Raw genomic sequence first — 18,536 nt, 5'->3', positions numbered from 1 at the left:
AGTCTCATAATTTAACTGATGATGATTTCAACGTACTGACTCCAGACCGCATCCAGTTAAATAATCACAACTTCGATCTGAGATCACATGATTGTGGAATATGGGAAAATACTGCATTCAGACTGGATAATCACCCAGGCACTTGTTTTTGACTTTCCATCGTATAGTATTTCTGGAATCTATGACTAACTCAGAACTTAAGTATAAATTGAATTCGAATTCTCCCGTGATCGCACCTTCAATGCTGAAGTGTGATTTCGGTAATCTGCATCGGGAAATCGAACTGCTGGAAGATGCTGGCGCTCAAGTACTCCACTGGGATGTTATGGATGGTCATTTTGTCCCCAACCTTTCGTATGGCGCACTGTTGATTGAACGAGTCCGCTCATTGACCAGCATGGCCTTTGATGCGCACTTAATGATCAGCCATCCGGAAAAGTACATTGATGACTACATCAAAGCCGGCTGTAATTCCATCACCGTACATATCGAAGCAGTTCCCGATCCCGGTGATATTTTAAAACATTTAAATCAGTCGGGGGTCATCCCTGGCCTGGCCGTCAGTCCTGAAACTCCCCTGAGTGCTGTCGAACCCTACCTGGATCAGGCGGGCCTGGTCCTGATTATGAGCGTGGAACCCGGGTTCGGCGGACAATCCTTCATCGAATCGAGCATTGAGAAAATCAAACAGCTGAAATCAATGATTCCCGCCGACACGATACTGTCGGTCGACGGCGGAATTGCCATGGATACCATTGCTGAAACGGCCGGCGCAGGCGCCAACTATTTTGTAGTTGGAAGTGCCATCTTTGATCAGGCCGACTATTCTACAGCTGTCAGCGAACTGGCTGCAAAAGCCGGGAGCAAGACAGCTTCCTCAACTTAAAAGAGATACCTAATAATGCCAACGGTGGTGCTGATACGACCTGGTTGTACAGACTTTGATAAAGATGAACGAATACAAGGAACGCTCGACCTTCCTCTGAACGCGGAAGGTGAGGAGCAGGTCAAGAATCTCGTTGCGCAGATTGAAAACTCAGGGATAGAAACGATTATCACATCCTCTTCAGAACCAGCCCTGTCAACTGCTGAGCAGTTAGGGGAAAACCTGGGAATTCCTGTCAAGGAAAAAGAAGGGCTGAAAAATTTGAACCAGGGCCTCTGGCAGGGACTGGAGTACGAGGAAGTACGCCGGAAATACCCGAAACTGCTGAAACAATGGACCGAATCACCAGAAACAGTTTGCCCCCCCGAGGGAGAACTGGCCTCTGAAGCAGTGAAACGCGTGCAAAAAACACTACAAAAGTACCTGAAAAAGAAACAGAATTTTGCTATCGTAGCTTCTGAACCTCTGGCAACAATTATTTCCTGCCTGTTGCGAAATGAGAATAAAGATAAAATTTCTTTTGAGCACAACGGGAAATTTTGCCAGAATGAAATGTTCGAAATTCTTGAATCGCCTCCCAAAAAAAGTGATTCAAAGCAGGTAAGTTCGGACGATCAAACAGAAAAGAAGGATTCCCCCCAGGGTCAAGGAAACCACACCGAGAAGTGGCGGTTCGAGGAGGCCAAATAAGATGAGTTCAGCTCCGAAATCTAATATTGATTCATGGTTAAGTCATACTTCCCGCCCCAAACGGGGAGTACCGGAAGGGCTCTGGCAACGGTGTCCCGCCTGTAACGCCACAGTTTTCTGCAAGCAGGTCGAGCAGGGACTGGGCCTTTGTCCGGAATGTGATCATCATTTTTACATTTCAGCAGAAACCCGCATTCAGCAACTGCTTGACCCTGACAGTTTTGAAGAATGGTTTCCGGATATCACCGCCGGTGACCCGTTAGTATTTGCGGACAAAAACAAAACATACAAAGACCGGATCCTGATTGAGCAGAAGAAAACGGGCATGAAAGATGCCTGTATTGTAGGGCGTGGATATATGCGCGGTCGCCCCCTGGTGATTGGCATCACCGACTCTGCCTTCATTATGGGCAGTATGGGATCTGTAGTAGGCGAAAAGCTGACACGCGCCATCGAACAGGCGACTGCACTGAAACTGCCCTTGATCATTATCAGTGGTTCCGGCGGTGGTGCACGCATGCATGAAGGCATTTTCTCCCTGATGCAAATGGGTAAGGTCTCTGCCGCTCTCGGGCGATTCCATGATAAAGGAGGGTTGTTTATTTCGGTATTAACCAACCCTACTATGGGAGGGGTGGCTGCCAGTTTTGCCTCACTGGGGGATATTGTGGTCGCAGAACCAGAAGCACTGATCGGATTCGCCGGACCGCGGGTCGTTGAGGCTACAATTAAAAGCCCGCTGCCTGAAGGTTTCCAGACCAGTGAGTTTCTGCTTGAACACGGGTTCGTTGACCGGATTATTTCCAGACCAAAACTTCGCTCGGAACTGGCTCGCCTGATCGATTATTGTGCCTGATTTATCTGATCAGAAAACACAACGCCACCAACTGCATTGATGAGACAGGTCTTTCTTCAAAAGTATTATTTGAAGCTTTGCCTGGCAGCACTTTGCGTATTGCCTCAAAGACACTTATACTATTGGTAGTGGGCCGGTTTCTATTCTTCTGAACTTGGGATAAACCTGGTCCTGAATTCACTCTTTGCCTGCTGGTGAATACATGAACTTCTTAAAGCGTTTCTTTTCCAAAGAGTCCCGCCAGCCTCGCGTCAACATCAAGCAGCGTTTTGAACTGATCGGTCGGGTCGGGCAGGGCAGTATGTCTAAAGTCTGGCGTGCCCGTGATCTCAATTCAGGCAGGACCGTCGCGCTCAAGGTTCTCCATAAACAGAAAACGGAAGAACTGGAGGCCAGATTCGTAGGGTTAAACAAACCCAGGGAAGGCGACATTGCAGTTCAGTTTCAGCACCCTCATATTGTCAAAACATTTGAACATGGACTGACTTCCGAAGGTGAGCAGTTTCTGGTCATGGAGTTCATCGAAGGTTACAGCCTCAGTTTTCTTGTCGAAGCACAAAACGAGGACATGCGGACCAATTGTCTGAAATACATGATTCAGCTCGGCGAAGCCATTCAGTACTTCCATAATGAAAACTGGATCCACCGTGATATCTGTCCCCGCAATATCATGGTCGATAATGAACAGCAACTCAAATTAATCGATTTTGGTCTCGTAGTCCCGAATACACCGCCTTTTTTACTGCCTGGCAACCGCACTGGTACTGCTGCTTACATGGCGCCTGAGTTGATCAAGCGACAGAAGACCAGCCAGAAAATTGATATCTTTTCCTATGCTGTAACCTGCTACGAAATGCTCACCAGACAACTCCCCTGGAAGGCAGCAGAGACAATGGAGGCGGTACTCCAACACATCAATTCACCGCCAAAACCGATTCAGGAACTGCTGCCGGGAATCAACCCTCAGATTGCAGATGCGATCATGAAAGGACTGGAACTGTATCCGCAGGATCGCTGGCAGACTATTGATGAGATGCTGGTACCGTTTAAAGAAGTCTACCAGTCCCAGAAAACCGCTGTCACACAACAGAAAAGCGAAACCACTGACAGTTCCACGTCCAGACCTGCAGCCGCAGTGCCTGGTAAAAAAGGATCGAGGGAGAAATCAGATCCAAATTCGAAACGGCCACGCTCTGCCCAAAAACCAGTTCAGACACCTGAGCAGCGTCTCCGCCGGAGAAAACGCAAACCGCCGGTAGATGATTCCCAGGGAACTTCTGAAAATCAGCCGCAACCTGGCTCTTCACCTGGTAAAGAACAGCATGCATCCCGAAAAAATACACCTTCGCGTCCTAAACCCGGTAATCCAGATGAAAGTCACTGAACTCTCTCAACTGTAGTGCAGATTCTTTCGATGAGATAATTTTCACTCCAGTTTTTTTACGACAATTGATCAAGTTACATGCCCCTGTCTACCAGCCCGAACCAATCGAACCACCTGGCTTCTCTCAATCCGGCGCAGCGCGAAGCCGCCTCTACGCTTTCCGGTCCACTTCTGGTGCTAGCCGGAGCGGGTACCGGGAAAACCAGAGTCATCACCTATCGCATGGTGGAGCTCATCCGTACTGGTGTTGCGCCTGATAAAATTCTCTCCGTGACTTTTACCAACAAAGCGGCGAAAGAAATGCAGGAGCGTATGGCAGCGCTGCTGGGCAAAAGACTGCCTGCCAAGCCATTCATTTCCACTTTCCACTCGCTTTGTGTCCGCATTCTGAGGGAAGAAATCTCGCTTTTGGGATATCCTGAGAAGTTCGTCATTTATGATCGAGGCGATCAGGAATCGGCGGCCAGAACCGCGCTACGGGAAATCCGGGTGAATGACAAAAGCTTGCGACCCGGTGATCTGCTTAACAGAATCAGTACCTGGAAAATGGCAAATGTCTCTCCGGAAGACGCTAATAATTTTACTGAAAATGATTTCGACTTCCTGGCAGCCATGGCTTATCGAAAATATCAGACCAAGCTGCGGTCCAGTGGGGCAGTCGATTTTGACGATCTATTGATGCTTACAAACCAGCTTTTCTCTGATCACCCGGAGGTTCTCGAACGGGTTCAGGCAAAATTTGATTATGTCCAGATCGACGAATACCAGGACACCAATCTTTCCCAGTTCAGTCTGATCCGCGCCCTGGTGAAACCTCACCACAACCTGTGTGTAGTCGGCGACGATGATCAGTCAATTTATGGGTGGCGTGGCGCGGAGGTAAAACATATCCTGGGATTCCAGCAACAGTTCCCGGGAGCGAAAGTGGTCCGACTTGAGAACAATTATCGTTGCACGGACAAAATCATTGAACTGGCCAACCGCCTGGTAGCCCATAATCGGGATCGGCATAAAAAACACCTGATTGCCCACAAAAAAATGGGGTCGCCGGTACGCTTTCTAGAGCTGGCAGACGAATTAACGGAAGCCGAAAAGATCATCGGTGAAATCAGATATCTGCATGAAGCTCAGGATGTTCCATTACGCGACTTTGCCATCCTGTTTCGTACCAATGAACAACCCCGGGTGTTCGAGACGGAATTACGCCGAACCAATGTCCGCTACCAGCTGATCGGCAGCCAGTCATTTTTTGATCGCCGCGAAATCCGAGATCTGCTTGCGTACCTGAAAACACTGGCTTTCCCGCAAGATGAGCTTTCCATGTTGCGTATCATCAATACGCCGACGCGCGGGATCGGCAGCAGCACGGTTGAAAAATTAGTCAATCAATCCGTCAAAGCCGGAAACCAGTTTTGGGAGATGGTCGCTTCTGCTCAGCAAACAAACGACCTGAGTGCCCGCGCGAGTACCGCACTGAATGGATTTCACGACCTGCTCAAACGTTATCGATCCCGACTGGAACAGTCTCCCCGGGACCTTTCACGGATCATGCATGATCTGATCAAAGAAATCGACTACGAATCGGAAATCAAAAAACAGTACAAGACCTCAGAACAACAGCAGGCACGCATTGTCGTTCTCGAACAGTTCATCGAATCGATTAATGAATACTGCCGACGAACCAGCGATCCGTCACCCATTGGTTTTCTGGAAGAAACCGCACTGGGGGATCGTGATGACCTGAACGAAAAAGAAGACCAGCTCGCCCAGGACGCCGTCAAACTCATGACACTCCACAGTGCCAAAGGACTGGAATTTCCGCGCGTCTATCTTGTGGGAATGGAAGAGGGACTACTGCCACACAAACGCTCTGTCGAAGGTACCGATTCCGAAATCGCGGAAGAAAGACGAATCGCATATGTAGGAATCACCAGGGCCCAGGATTACCTCACACTAAGTCGTGCAGCAACTCGCACCAAATGGGGGAAAAAGCAACCCACACTTCCGTCACGCTTTCTCTTTGAAATGCGTAATACGGATGATGAAGAGTAACTCAGGCTTTAACCCTCGCTCTCTTCCCCCGCGCGTTTATGCTTCATGAGCTGCTGATTGTAATAACCGATCGTCTCTTTACGATTCAGCATTCCCAGCAGGATACCGGAGTCTTCCTGATCAACCACGGGCAAGGCTTCCACGTTAATCGCGGTAAATCGCTGCATCACTGTATTCAAATCATCATCCGGCCTGACTTTTACAAAGTTGGACTGCATGATATCTCGTGCTAACGCCAGCTTCCAGATGGTCTCGTCATACAGATAAGCTCGAACATCATCTTCGGAAAAGATACCAATTATGCGCCCCTCATTATCCACGACAGGGAAATAATGCTGCTGGGTTCCTGCCAGAGAGTGCACGATTTCATCAAGCGTTTTCGACTGATGAATCAATTGAATCTTTCTGCCTGGATCGAATACATCTGACACACGGCTCCCTTCAAGAACATCAATCAGGAAATCACCCCGATGTGCCGGCGAATCGAGTCGACTGGGATACTGTTTCTGATAGAGATGAACTTTCTGACAAAGCACAAAGCAGAGCGTGGAGGACAGCATGGTAGGTAACAGCAGTGAATAGTTTCCTGTAATTTCTGAAACCATGATGATCGTTGAAATGGGAGCATGCGCAGCTCCGGCAAAAAAACCGGCCATACCGACCAGACCATAAGCCTCCGGTTGCGTTACCATTTCAGGCCACAAATCCTGCAGTATTCGACCGGTTGCTGTTCCGACGCAGCCACCAATCACCATCGAAGGACCAAATACCCCACCTGAACCTCCCGATCCGATCGTCAGTGAAGTCGTAAATACTTTGACAACGGCAACCGTCAGCAACAGCGGAATGCTGATCTGGGCCGCAGAAGTTAATGCGTCCTGCAATATCCCATAGCCTGTCGACATTACAGTCAATGCCTGCAGATCTTTATTAAACAGATAATACATGCCGATCCCGACGATACCGGTCAAAAAGGCACCGATCGCCGGCTTGAACATTGGTTTGATCGGAATCGATTTGAAGAACCGGTTGGTCCCATAAAATGTCTTTACGTAAAACATGGCAGCCAGACTCAGGATGACCGACAGAATAGTATAGGGAATCAACTCGAAGTGGGAATCGACTGTATGATGCAGACCATCACCGAACAAAGGCATAAACTGCAGTTCCTGTGGGAGAGACATACAATAGACGGAATAAGCAATGATTGATGACATCGCAGCCGGCACAATCACATCTGATTCAAAATCAGCATTGCTGTACATGATTTCCGCAGCAAACAAGGCACCTGCCAGGGGCGCACGAAAGATCGCACCGATTCCGGCGCCGACACCCGCTGCCAGCATAATACGACGATCTCGCGCAGACAGTTTCAAGACTGTCGCCACCCACGACCCAAAACCGGCACCAATCTGGGCAATCGGCCCCTCGCGCCCCGCAGAACCACCTGTTCCCAGTGTCAATGCAGAGGCGATCGTCTTGACGATCGGAACACGAGGCAAAATCAGCCCCCGCTTGTTATGAAAAGCATCAATCGCGGCGTCTGTTCCGTGTCCTTCTGCCTCCGGAGCAATATTATAAACGATAATCCCTGAAACCAGACCACCTGCTGTTATCACTGCCAGCATCCACCAGGGAGAAAATGCTTTCCGGGCTTCTTCATCTTCATAGATCGAATGCTCCCCCACGGTCTGCGGGTGGTCAAATCCAGCGATGGCAACAAGCGTGTTATGCTGAACAACCTGGATCAATACATCAAAGACAATTCCTCCCAGACCGGCCACGATTCCAATCAGGCAGGAAAGTACAAACCATTTGCCACTGGTCTTCAGATCAAAAGAAGTAAGCAGCGCACCCAATTTCTTAAAATAAACCATTTTCGATTTTTACAGTCTGATTATGGAAAAAAATCTGTTCGTCGGCAACCAGGTAGAGACTTCTGGCTACTCATAATGCGGCGGGCTTCTGATTTCTACCTGCTTCTGCTGCGGTCGCGGATTAATTCTGCCCGCATGACTTGGAAGCATTTCACGAGTTTGTCATACTCTGATACTCGGTTGTAACGAATTTGCCCCCTTTTTTCGATGTATTTTGTTTGTGTCCGCGTGGAAAATTCTGAGTTTTATTTAGGTATTGAGACATCGGGGCACTCCGGATCCGTGGCAGTCTATCGCCCCGGTCAAAAAATCACCCAGGTTGAGCTTTCTCAACAGGGCAGGAAACACGCCCAAACCCTGGTTGCAGAAGTCAAAAATATCCTTGAACGTCTCGAAATGACTGCCCGACAGATTACAGCCGTGGGAGTCAGTCGCGGCCCTGGCAGTTTCACCGGATTAAGAATCGGTATCACGTTCGCAAAAACATTCGGATATGTGACTGGCTGTACTGTCGTCGGAATTGATACTTTCGAAGCGATTGCTTTGAAAAGCCCCCCTCAAATCAAGGAAACCTGGGTCATCTCCAATGCGCAGCGGGGAGATCTGTTTGTCGGGAAATATCTGAAAACCTCAGAACGGCATTGGCAGCAGGTCACTGATATCGGACTGAGAAGTATCGAAGAATTTAGTAACTTTCTACAACCCGGCGATACCGTTTCGGGGCCGGGAATTACTCTACTTCCGGAGAACCTTCAGTCTGATCCACGCCTGCTGCAACCGGAATTTCACATACCGCAAGCGGCTGAAATTGCAGAAATCACAGCAAGAATAATGCAGGAAAACCAGCCCCCCCGAAATGAAGTCTGGGACCTGACTCCCTTTTATCTCAGAAAAAGCGCAGCAGAAGAAAAATGGGACGCACAACAATAAAGCTGATGATCCACATCGCTTCAGATGAGCCGGATCAAGGTATGTGCCAGCAGTCCCGACGTTCCTTCAATCCTGACAGATCTCTGTAATCCCGTTCAATGCATACACTCTGATCCTCTTTAAAGAGCGGCTGGATTTCATGTTAAGTGAGTTTTCGTCGTAATACGGGATTTTTGTTTTTCTTGAAACATTTTCGGGAAGACACTCTCCCCGGGAATCCCGCTTGGCTATAATGAGGGTCACGGAAATTTTCGATTTCAGACTCCTGAGTTTATGTATGAACTGTCACGACTATTTCGAAAGAGTCCTGTTGTTCGACGTCGTTCGTCAGATTATCACTTTTCCATTCTTCAGACTGGAGTTGAATTATGGCTCTTTATGAGATTGAAACAAACGCACATATCATGGTGGGTTGGGCGAATACTCAAGAGGAAGCGGAAAATGCTGCTCAGGAAAATTATCCTGAAGATGAGATCTTAAGAGTCACTCGTCGTCCTCGCGACATGTGGGTGATTTCAAAACGCCTGCTCGGAATTGAAGGGCACACAGAACCCTGCGACATGGCACGCGAATGCCTGTTCCGCGCTTCCGGCGACAAAGTTCACGCTATTCGTCTTTACATGCGTGACACCGGTGCCGATCTCCACGAAGCACAACTGGCTATTGAAACCAATATGTCAGTCGGCTGGTAAGCCAGATCGCATTCCTGCTATTGAGACAACACACCGCAGAAACGGAATGACTTCACTCCGATGATCATACAAGGAACTCTCGTCAGTTCTTCAGGAACTTTTCACAGCCAGATCCGCCTCAAGGGAAATCAGATAGTCGAGGTCGGCTCGAATCTGGGTGATGCAGATCTCACATTTTCTGATGACTGCCTGATCTTTGCCGGCATGGGTGACATTCACATTCATGCCCGTGACGATGTCGGCGAGTCACAAATCTACAAAGAAGATTTCTGCACTGCCGCTGCCGCTGCTATTAATGGGGGAGTGGTGCACGTCGCTGATATGCCTAATAACCCGGTGCCTCCCATCACCGACGAAAGCTACAACGACAAAGTCAAACACCTGGCACAGCGAAATCCGGCGATCCATTTTACTCTCTATGCGGGGATCGGCCCCGGAACCAGACCGCTTTCATTTGCAGTACCATATAAAGCTTACATGGGTCCCAGCGTCGGTGATCTGTTTTTCAGAACACTGGAACAGTTGGATGAAACGCTGTCACATTACCGGGGTTGTAATGTCAGCTTTCACTGTGAAGATCCGATTCTGTTGGATGAGCACGCCAACGCCGCTACACACGAAGAACGCCGTCCCGCTGAATGCGAAATTTCTGCTACGCGATTTGCATTGCAGATGATCGAGAAATATGATCTTCGAGGCAAACTCTGTCACTATTCTGTCGGGGAAGGGCTGCCACTGATTCGCGAGGCCCGCAATCGTGGAGTCCAAGTCACCTGCGAAGTAACTCCTCACCACCTCTATTTTGATCAGTCTGACCTGACTGATGAGAATCGAGGAAAAATGCAGATGAATCCGCCACTACGGACCATCTCTGATCGTAAAGCGATGCTGGCTGCCTTACGCGATGGAACTTTGGATTACCTTGCCACGGATCATGCTCCCCATACCCTGGAGGAAAACGAGCAGGGGATCTCCGGACAACCGCATCTCGATACCTATGGCGCATTCGTAACGTGGTTGATTCTGGATCAGAAATTCACGCCCGAACAGGCAGCACAATTCTGTTCGGAAAACCCGGGCCACTTTGTGAACCCATATGTTTCACCGAAGAAATTTGGCCGGATTGAAGCAGGATATACCGCCAGCTTGACAGTGCTCAATCTCAAGCGACCAGTAACAATCAAACGCGAAGACATCCAGACCAAATGTGGCTGGTCCCCCTTTGAAGGGATTACCTTCCCAGGCTCGGTTGAAGCTGTCTTTATTGAAGGCAAACAGGTTCGCTGAAAAAACAGATACTCAACGCTATCGGTTCTGAATACTGAATCTAAACTACCAAAAAAGGTCTCACCTGAATCAGGTGAGACCTTTTTTTATGCTTGTCGCAGCTTTCTGTCAGTTGCTCACACTGGCTCGCTTCTGACTCTGCTCGGTTGCCCGGGCAGTGGCACTACCAGGTCGATTCATCAACCAGATCAGAACCGGGCTGGCAATAAAGATCGAACTGTAAGTACCGACAATCACACCCAGTACCAGACAGTAAGCAAACCCATGGATACCCTCACCACCGATGGCATAGAGGATCAGAACCACGATCAAAGTGGTAATTGACGTCAACAAGGTACGGGACAGGGTCTGGTTCAAACTGTCATTGACCATGCTGGTCGTCAATGCGGGATTCTTGCCTCGTACTTCACGTATCCGGTCGAAGACCACAATGGTATCGTTCAATGAATAACCGACGATCGTCAGAAACGCAGCAATCATAGGCAGGTTGATTTTGAAGTCATTCAATCCCAGGATCGGCCCCAGGGCCGTGTCGCTGAGATAAGCACCCAATGCAACCATTCCCAGCACAACCAGCACGTCATGTACCAGGGCAGCGACTGCAGCCAGACCGAAGGTAATTCGCTGGAAACGGAACCAGATATAAGCCACAATCGCAATCAGACTGATCAGCATCGCCAGTAAAGCAGATTCCTGCATCTCACTGGCCACTGAGCTGTCAAAACTGTTCACTTCATCCAGAATGGCAGTTGTCGCCATCACATCCTGCATCGCAGCAAGCGCGGTTTTCAAATCGTCCTCCAGCAGATCTGGCCCGGCCTGCATGGTCATTTTCTTGAACCGCTTATCCGCTTCCTCTTCCTTGCTGTCTGCTACACCCTGCAGTTGAAATTCAGGAATTCGATCATATTTATCTGAGCCATCAGCATTGGTGATACCTGCAATTGCTTCTTTCAGGTAGTTATCAACGGTAGACGTTTTCACTTCGCCACTGAAAGTCAATGAGACCTCAGTACCACCCGGTGAGTCCTCGCTGCCGGTCAGCTTTTTGACGTCACCATACTCCATGGTCACCTTACGCAACTTATGAGCTGCGTCACCGAAGGCTTCATTCAGTTTCCCACGAATCGTATTAGTTGCCGTGGTCTTAGTATCACCTGCATCCGCGTCATTTAAAGTTGTTCGCAGACGGAAGAAACGTCCTTCAGAAGCGGGATCGTTTGAAAGTTGCAATTGCTCAATTGTCAGGCTGTTGCCAAATGGCCCCTGCAACAGTCCTCGTACATCGTCAATTTCCTGTTTGTCTTCGAACTCGAACGTGACCATGGTCCCGCCGGTGAAGTCAATATCCAGGTTTTCCTGGCCACGCGTCACCACCACAATCAGACCGATCACAATCAATGCCCCAGAGAAAAAGGCGGCAATCATCTTCTTTCCGATGAAGTCGAGGTTCGTTGTACCAACAATACTCATCATTTTCAGATCGGTAATCCAGCGTTTTCGTTCGAAGATATCGAAGAACAACCGGCCCACATACAGGGCCGTGAACATACTCATCACAATCCCGATGAATAACGTGACTGCGAAGCCGCGTACCTGGTCGGTCCCGATAATATACAGCACTACAGCCACAATCAGTGTGGTCAGGTTGGCGTCAACAATCGTCGTGAAAGCACGGGAAAAACCGTTATTGATGGCCATTCTCAAGCTGGAGCCGCGGGCTTTTTCTTCCCTGATACGTTCGAATATCAAGACATTCGCATCAACCGCCATACCGATCGTCAGTACCAGACCAGCTAAACCGGGCAGGGTAAACGTAGCATCAATAAACGACATGCAGCCCATCACCAGCAGCAGGTTCAGCGTCAGACAGATGTTCGCCACGACCCCCGCAAACCGATAATAAATCAGCATGAAGATAATCACGGCGCAAGCGGCAATCAGAATTGCCTGTTTCCCTTTTTCCTGGACATCACTTCCCAGCAACGGGCTGATAGAGAATTCAGAAACAGGTTCCGGCTTCAAAGGAACTTCCAGAGCACCGGCATTCAATACATTCAACAGTTCATTCACTTCTTTCTGAGTGAAACGACCGGAGATGATCCCTTCGGTGCTGATCGTATCCCGGATACTGGGGGCGGACTGAACTTTGCCGTCCAGCAGCACAGCCAGATGCCGTTCAAATCCATCTTTACTGGGACGGTTTTTAGAAGTCAGCGTTCCAAACAGGCTTCCGCCTTTTGCATTAAACACGAACCGAACCGCAGGACCACCATTCTGGTCAGTGGTCTGGCTGGCCCGTACCAGGTATTTCCCGGTGACACGTCGATCTTCATTCGGTTCAATCAGAATCAGAACTTCCTCACCCTGAGTCCCGTCTTCGCGAGTCACAGGTCGGGCGACGATCTGATCAACGCCTTCGTATTTGTCATCGCCTTTGACTTCACGCCAGCTGGCAACCACACGTCCCTCTTTATCGCGAATGTCTTTTTTCTCGGGATTCTCCAGCGCTCGCGCCACTTCATCAGCATGATCGCGGTCTCTCCGGTTGGCAACAATAGCAAATTCCAGGCTTCCCAGGCGGGTAATCAACGATTTGATTCGCTGGACGTCTTCTGAATCCGCACCGGGAACGATGACTTCAATCCGATTCTGACCGACTTTGCGAACAGTGACTTCTTCTGTACCTGAGGGATTGATACGTCGCCCAATGGCACCGACCATCTGATCCATCACTTCGTTAGAGAGCTCTTTTTCACTCTGTGATTCATCTACTTCAAAGACCATGTTCGAACCGCCGGCAAGGTCGATCCCCAGGCGAATGGCATCGCGCCAGTCATGCCCGTGAGTCACCTGCCAGACAAAGGGAGTCGCAGCGATCACAGCTGTGAACAGGACCAGACCAATTTTCTTCCCATAGTCCTTCATTTTAAGTGCGCGGGCAATTACCACCCCCAACACGAAAGGTACTACAAACACGGCAAGAATAATCGCTATGATACTCCAGCCTGAGATACTTGATGGCGCTTTTTCAGTCACTTCCGCAGCGAAAAGACCTGCTGAGTGAAATTCAATCCCTGTCATTCAATTAGTCCTGAAACGATACTGTTTTATGCGGGCCGATTCATTCGGCGCTAAAGAATTACGCTGACTGCTTCGAGTCAGATACTGACGGTCTGTTCTATACTCTGGAAACTAACTGGTAGTCTCTTTGGTTTCAACCTGATAGGGCCCCTGAATCGCACTGCGACGAACTTTGATTTTTGCATTATCATCAATTTTCAAAGTTACTTCCTGTTCATTCTCTGCGATGTTGGCAATGGTGCCAATGATTCCGCCGATCGTCACCACCCGGTCATTTTTCTTCAATTGACCTAAAGCCGCTTCACGTTTTGCCCGTTCCTTCTGCTGAGGACGAAACATGATGAAATAGAAAAAAATAACGATGGCGATCAAAGGCAGAAACTGCAGAATGGGAGAAGGAGCTGGCCCTTCTTTTACTGGTGCGTCTTGTGCAAATAGATAGAGAGTCGCAAGTAGATTGTTCATTAAGTTCTCTTCCAGTGGATGCTGGATTACTTCATAAATTAACTGATTGACTGTACTTAGGATTAACCTACATCCTGCCGGGGACTGCATTTTGCAGTTACTTCACAGTCAGAAAACTGTTTCCGCTTTGAATGATTTGGCCCAAACCTAAACAATTTCAGGAGTTATCCTGAAATGAAGTAAGCTGTATCTTAGAAAGAAGCGTTCCAGCGGGCAAGGTGAACCGCCCGAAACTCCTCAACTTGATCATTGAGAATCGCCTGACGCAAATCTCGGAGCAGTTTCTGGTAAAATGCAATATTATGCAGAGAGATCAAAATTGGCCCCAGCATCTCCCGAGACATGAATAAATGCCTCAAATAAGCCCGGCTGTAGTCCCGGGAGCCGGGAGAATCAATCTCGGGGTCCAGCGGACTGGGGTCTCTCACATGCTTCTGATTTCGCAGATTGACCCGTCCCTGGCTGGTAAAGGCCATCCCGTTTCTACCATTTCGGGTGGGCATCACACAATCGAACAGGTCGACCCCTCTCATAATTGCCTCAATCAGGTCGGAAGGGCGGCCGACCCCCATCAGATATCGGGGCTTTTCAACAGGTAACATGGGAGTGGTGAAATCGAGCGTAGTGTACATATCCTCAGGATTTTCACCGACACTCAACCCGCCGACAGCATATCCGGGGAACTCCAGAGGCAGTAAACCCTCTGCCGAGCGTTCCCGCATTTTCTGATCGGTTCCTCCCTGAACAATCCCGAAGAGAGCCTGATCATCACGTTTCTGTGCATCACGACAGCGGGCAGCCCATTTGGTCGTACGATCAACGGCATCCTGCATTTTTTCCATGGGCACATCATGTGGCGGACATTCATCCAGACACATAATGCAGTCAGCCCCCAGTTGCTCCTGGATTTTTACCGCTTTCTCAGGAGAAAGCTCAAACAGACTTCCATCGATATGTGAGCGAAATGCAACCTGCTGATCATCCATTTTTGTCAGTTGAGCCAGGCTGAATACCTGAAAACCACCACTGTCAGTCAGTATGGGACCATCCCAGTTCATGAATTTATGCAGTCCGCCCATCTCGGCCACGATCTCGGCACCAGGACGCAGGGCCAGATGATAGGTATTCGCCAACACCTGCTGAGTACCCACCTGCTTCAACTGGTCAGGCAGCAGCCCTTTAACTGATGCCAGTGTCCCCACAGGCATAAAAGCAGGAGTATCTACAATGCCGTGGGGAGTATGCCACCGCCCCGCACGGGCTGAGGTTTTAGTATCCGTATGGAGCAGTTCAAAATGAAAGTGAGACACGAGAGTATTTCTGTTTACTAGAAGAATCGAATCAATTCGTCGCCCGGGCAGTCCTTAAACCTGCTTGAGCGCATCATTCAATATCCCCAGATACCAGAAAGCGATGCGGAAGACAACAAAGATGATAAATGCAGCCACTAAGGCCCATACCAGCCAGCCGAAAACAGCAGCTAAAGCAGTCAGGCTTCGCTGGGCATCCTGCTGAAACTGCGGACTTAATCTCTCCAGCGTTTCCGGTACCGTACCCGATGTTTCTCCGACATCCACCATATGGATGTACTCTTCTGTAAATAAACGAGTTTCGGCCAGTGCATCAGCCAGATGCTCACCGTCATTGATGGCTGCATTGACCTGGGGAATCGCTGCGATAAAGGCGCCATTACCCGTTGCTTTCAGACTGGCCTCCAGGGAATCGAGGATATTCATACCCGCCTGCTGGGTCAGAGCAAATGCCCAGGAAAACCGGGCGATCGCAAAAGAACGCATGCAATTCCCCAGGACGGGAATTTTCAGAAACAGATGGTGGAAATAGCGTTTCCCACCGAACATCCGGTCCAGAATCTGATATAGAACATAGAGCGCAAACAGTGAACCGAAAGTACAGGTCAGCCAGATCATGGCTCCGGAAGGTCCCGATAAACCAAGACCCAATACATCAATCGCGGCACCTCCCTGAGCAATTAATCCCAGGATCAGGATCATTAACGCGATTACCAGCAGGGCTACCACAAACTGAAAGACCGGCCAGGCAATCATTCGCAGGAAATTTTTCCGCATCTGTACCAGGTTATCATAATGTTCCGCCAGTGCCTTCAAAACCTCCGGCAGACCACCACTCTGTTCGGCGACACTGATCATATTCACCATCAGTTCCGGATAATAATTCCCCTGTTTCTGCAGGGCGGAGGTCACGTCATTCCCTGATTTCAATTCCATCACAATATCATTCACGGACTGCTGCAGACGATGATCACCCAGTTTTTTCCCTGCCAGCTGAAATGATTTGACGATCGAAACCCCCGACTCCAGCATCGTACTTAACGAACGACACAGCAGCGACAGAGATTTCATTGAAGCACGCGACTTGAACATGGAAACGACCTTCAGCAAGCAGAAATGAACCTGACGGGATTCTCATATCAGATGAAAGCATTTTCATTATTGCGAATCAGGACTTATCTGAGAGTGACAATCCCTTCCACATTGCGAAAAAAAAGAAAATTTGTCAGAGTAACCCTCATTGAATCGGGTTTTGTTTAGATAAATCGCTCTCTGGAAGAAGTAAATGGATTTTTTGCAACTGGCAGGTAAACGAATACTGGTTTTTGGAGTCGCCAACCGAAAAAGCGTGGCATGGCAGACTGGTAAGGTACTGGAGCAGGCAGGGGCTGAAGTCATTTATGTTGTGCGTTCTGAAGCACGGAAGGAATCCCTGTTAAAACTGTCAGTTGAAGCTTCGATCTATGTCTGTGATGTGGAACATCAGGAACAGATTGACCAGCTGGCGACAGAAATTGGCCAGAAATATGATGTGATTCACGGGCTGGTACACTCGATTGCGTTTGCAGACTATTCAGCAGGCTGGCTACCGTTTCATGAAACTCCCCGTGCCGCCTTTCTGCAGGCAGTTGACATTTCCTGCTTTTCATTGACCGCACTTTCCAATGCCTTCAAGGATCTACTCGATCCGGAGCAGGGGAGTGTCGTGACAATATCTATCTCGACGACGCGGATGGCTGCCGAGAACTATGGCTATATGGCTCCTGTGAAAGCAGCCCTGGATTCTTCCATCTGTTTTCTGGCGAAGTCGTTTTCCAACTTCTCCCGGGTGCGGTTCAATGCAGTCTGCCCGGGCTTACTCAAGACATCCGCTTCAGCCGGCATCCCTGGATATGTTGACAGCTATCTGTTCGCAGAAAAGGCCACACTTCGAAAATCAGCCGTCCAGACCAGTGAAGTCGCCAATACGGTCGCCTTCCTGCTCAGCCCCCGTTCCTCAGGAATCAATTCGCAGGGCATCGTTATCGATGCAGGCATGGGTACAAATTATTTTGATAAAGAAATCGTTTCCGAAGATCCCTGATCCATTAAAAAAAGCCGACTGAATCCCGTTCAGCCGGCTTTTTCGTTCACATCACTGTTAAGTCAGTGGAACCACAGTCATGTTTGACGAACTGATCAGTTTAACTTCTTCTTTTTGCCGCGGGCCCCTTTAGGACCTTTGCCAGCGCCTTTGTTTCCACGGTTTTTCGCCATGGCTGCTCTGGCTGCCTGACGTTCCGTTTCATCAAGTTTGCCGTCTCCGTTCGTATCGAACTTTTTCATCAGCTCTTCCCGATTCATTCCCGGTCTTCCACCCATCGATTTGCGGGCTTCCTGGCGTTCCGCTTCACTCAATTTTCCGTCGCCATCTTTATCAAACTTTTTGACCATTTCTTCGCGACTCATCCGTGGGCCCTTTTGTCCCATTTTCCCACGAGCTGCCTGGGCTGCCTTACGTTCGGTTTCATCCAGTTTCCCATCCCCATTCTTGTCGAATTTTTTAAGAAACTCTTCCCGGTTAAACCCAGGTTTTCCTTTACCTCCCGGACCTTTTCCCCCTTTATTTGCACGAGCTTCACGTGCCGCAGATCGTTCTGCTTCACTCAATTTTCCATCACCGTCTTTGTCGAACTTTTTGAGGATTTCTTCACGATTCGGCCGTTCCCCTTTTTTTCCGTCTGCTGCCTGTGAGCTGGAAGCTCCTGAAAAACTGACCACTCCCAGAACAAAAGCGATTATCAATACTGGTTTGATATTCATCAATCTCTCTCCTCAAGTTTGAAACAAACAGATTTTAATTTTCTGCAGTAGATTCATTTTACATCAGATCAAACCAACTTAAGGTAATTTGGTTTCGCAGATTTTCAAAAAACAGCTGGTTTTTGTATTTTTTGATGAACCAATGCATGTACAACGCCTGGGATACGAATCAAGGTTATGAAAGCTGATCTTGCCACAATTCCACATCTGCCAGTATGATG

At 48.9% G+C, this 18,536-nt stretch carries 15 protein-coding genes; 9 read left to right on the top strand and 6 right to left on the bottom strand.

The features are described from left to right. Nucleotides 1–181 precede the first annotated feature (181 nt). From rpe to GmarT_RS12155, 5 genes are all read left to right on the top strand, one after another. A complete protein-coding gene (rpe, locus tag GmarT_RS12175) occupies nt 182–886 on the top strand; it encodes a ribulose-phosphate 3-epimerase (protein ID WP_149302763.1) in 705 nt (234 codons plus the stop codon). 15 nt (nt 887–901) lie between these two features. Next, nucleotides 902–1,576, top strand: coding sequence for a histidine phosphatase family protein (locus tag GmarT_RS12170; protein ID WP_002648139.1), 675 nt, complete (start codon nt 902–904; stop codon nt 1,574–1,576). 1 nt (nt 1,577) lies between these two features. Next, nucleotides 1,578–2,432, top strand: coding sequence for an acetyl-CoA carboxylase, carboxyltransferase subunit beta (gene accD / locus GmarT_RS12165; protein ID WP_002648140.1), 855 nt, complete (start codon nt 1,578–1,580; stop codon nt 2,430–2,432). 202 nt (nt 2,433–2,634) lie between these two features. After that, complete coding sequence (locus GmarT_RS12160) at nt 2,635–3,816, top strand: serine/threonine protein kinase (protein WP_044239397.1); 1,182 nt, start codon at nt 2,635–2,637, stop codon at nt 3,814–3,816. A 78-nt stretch (nt 3,817–3,894) separates the two neighbouring features. Further along, complete coding sequence (locus GmarT_RS12155; RefSeq protein ID WP_002648142.1) at nt 3,895–5,868, top strand: ATP-dependent helicase; 1,974 nt, start codon at nt 3,895–3,897, stop codon at nt 5,866–5,868. 8 nt (nt 5,869–5,876) lie between these two features. Here GmarT_RS12155 and GmarT_RS12150 read toward each other — a convergent pair whose 3' ends face one another. Beyond that, on the bottom strand, nt 5,877–7,745 hold the full coding sequence (locus GmarT_RS12150; RefSeq protein ID WP_002648143.1) for a chloride channel protein: 1,869 nt from the start codon (nt 7,743–7,745) through the stop codon (nt 5,877–5,879). Between the two features lie 207 nt (nt 7,746–7,952). Between GmarT_RS12150 and tsaB the strand changes: the two genes are divergently transcribed. The 3 genes from tsaB (at nt 7,953) to GmarT_RS12135 (ending at nt 10,654) form a co-directional block, all read left to right on the top strand. Further along, a complete protein-coding gene (gene tsaB / locus GmarT_RS12145; protein WP_002648144.1) occupies nt 7,953–8,675 on the top strand; it encodes a tRNA (adenosine(37)-N6)-threonylcarbamoyltransferase complex dimerization subunit type 1 TsaB in 723 nt (240 codons plus the stop codon). A 368-nt stretch (nt 8,676–9,043) separates the two neighbouring features. After that, on the top strand, nt 9,044–9,367 hold the full coding sequence (locus GmarT_RS12140) for a DUF6793 family protein (protein WP_002648145.1): 324 nt from the start codon (nt 9,044–9,046) through the stop codon (nt 9,365–9,367). A 60-nt stretch (nt 9,368–9,427) separates the two neighbouring features. Then, nucleotides 9,428–10,654 (top strand): amidohydrolase family protein, encoded by a 1,227-nt coding sequence (locus tag GmarT_RS12135; RefSeq protein WP_002648146.1) that lies wholly within the window; start codon nt 9,428–9,430, stop codon nt 10,652–10,654. A 108-nt stretch (nt 10,655–10,762) separates the two neighbouring features. Here the strand turns inward: GmarT_RS12135 and GmarT_RS12130 are convergent, their stop codons facing one another. The 4 genes from GmarT_RS12130 to GmarT_RS12115 form a co-directional block, all read right to left on the bottom strand. Further along, nucleotides 10,763–13,738, bottom strand: a complete 2,976-nt coding sequence (locus tag GmarT_RS12130; protein WP_002648147.1) for a protein translocase subunit SecDF — start codon at nt 13,736–13,738, stop codon at nt 10,763–10,765. 111 nt (nt 13,739–13,849) lie between these two features. Next, on the bottom strand, nt 13,850–14,203 hold the full coding sequence (gene yajC / locus GmarT_RS12125; protein ID WP_002648148.1) for a preprotein translocase subunit YajC: 354 nt from the start codon (nt 14,201–14,203) through the stop codon (nt 13,850–13,852). A gap of 191 nt (nt 14,204–14,394) precedes the next feature. Next, complete coding sequence (gene tgt, locus GmarT_RS12120; RefSeq protein ID WP_002648149.1) at nt 14,395–15,513, bottom strand: tRNA guanosine(34) transglycosylase Tgt; 1,119 nt, start codon at nt 15,511–15,513, stop codon at nt 14,395–14,397. 54 nt (nt 15,514–15,567) lie between these two features. Then, nucleotides 15,568–16,605, bottom strand: a complete 1,038-nt coding sequence (locus tag GmarT_RS12115; RefSeq protein ID WP_002648150.1) for a type II secretion system F family protein — start codon at nt 16,603–16,605, stop codon at nt 15,568–15,570. Between the two features lie 193 nt (nt 16,606–16,798). Here GmarT_RS12115 and GmarT_RS12110 point away from each other — a divergent pair, with 193 nt between their 5' ends. Next, nucleotides 16,799–17,596 carry an enoyl-ACP reductase FabI gene (locus GmarT_RS12110; RefSeq protein ID WP_002648152.1) on the top strand — a complete coding sequence of 266 codons (798 nt, stop codon included), beginning with the start codon at nt 16,799–16,801 and terminating at the stop codon, nt 17,594–17,596. Between the two features lie 95 nt (nt 17,597–17,691). On the opposite strand, the gene GmarT_RS12105 is transcribed toward GmarT_RS12110, so the two are convergent. After that, complete coding sequence (locus GmarT_RS12105; RefSeq protein ID WP_002648153.1) at nt 17,692–18,315, bottom strand: EF-hand domain-containing protein; 624 nt, start codon at nt 18,313–18,315, stop codon at nt 17,692–17,694. Nucleotides 18,316–18,536: the final 221 nt, after the last annotated feature.

Origin of the sequence: Gimesia maris, assembly GCF_008298035.1 — a bacterium.
Taxonomy (GTDB): Bacteria; Planctomycetota; Planctomycetia; order Planctomycetales; family Planctomycetaceae; genus Gimesia; species Gimesia maris.
Note: the sequence above shows the minus strand (reverse complement) of the source record. Positions and strands in the feature narration are given on the sequence as shown.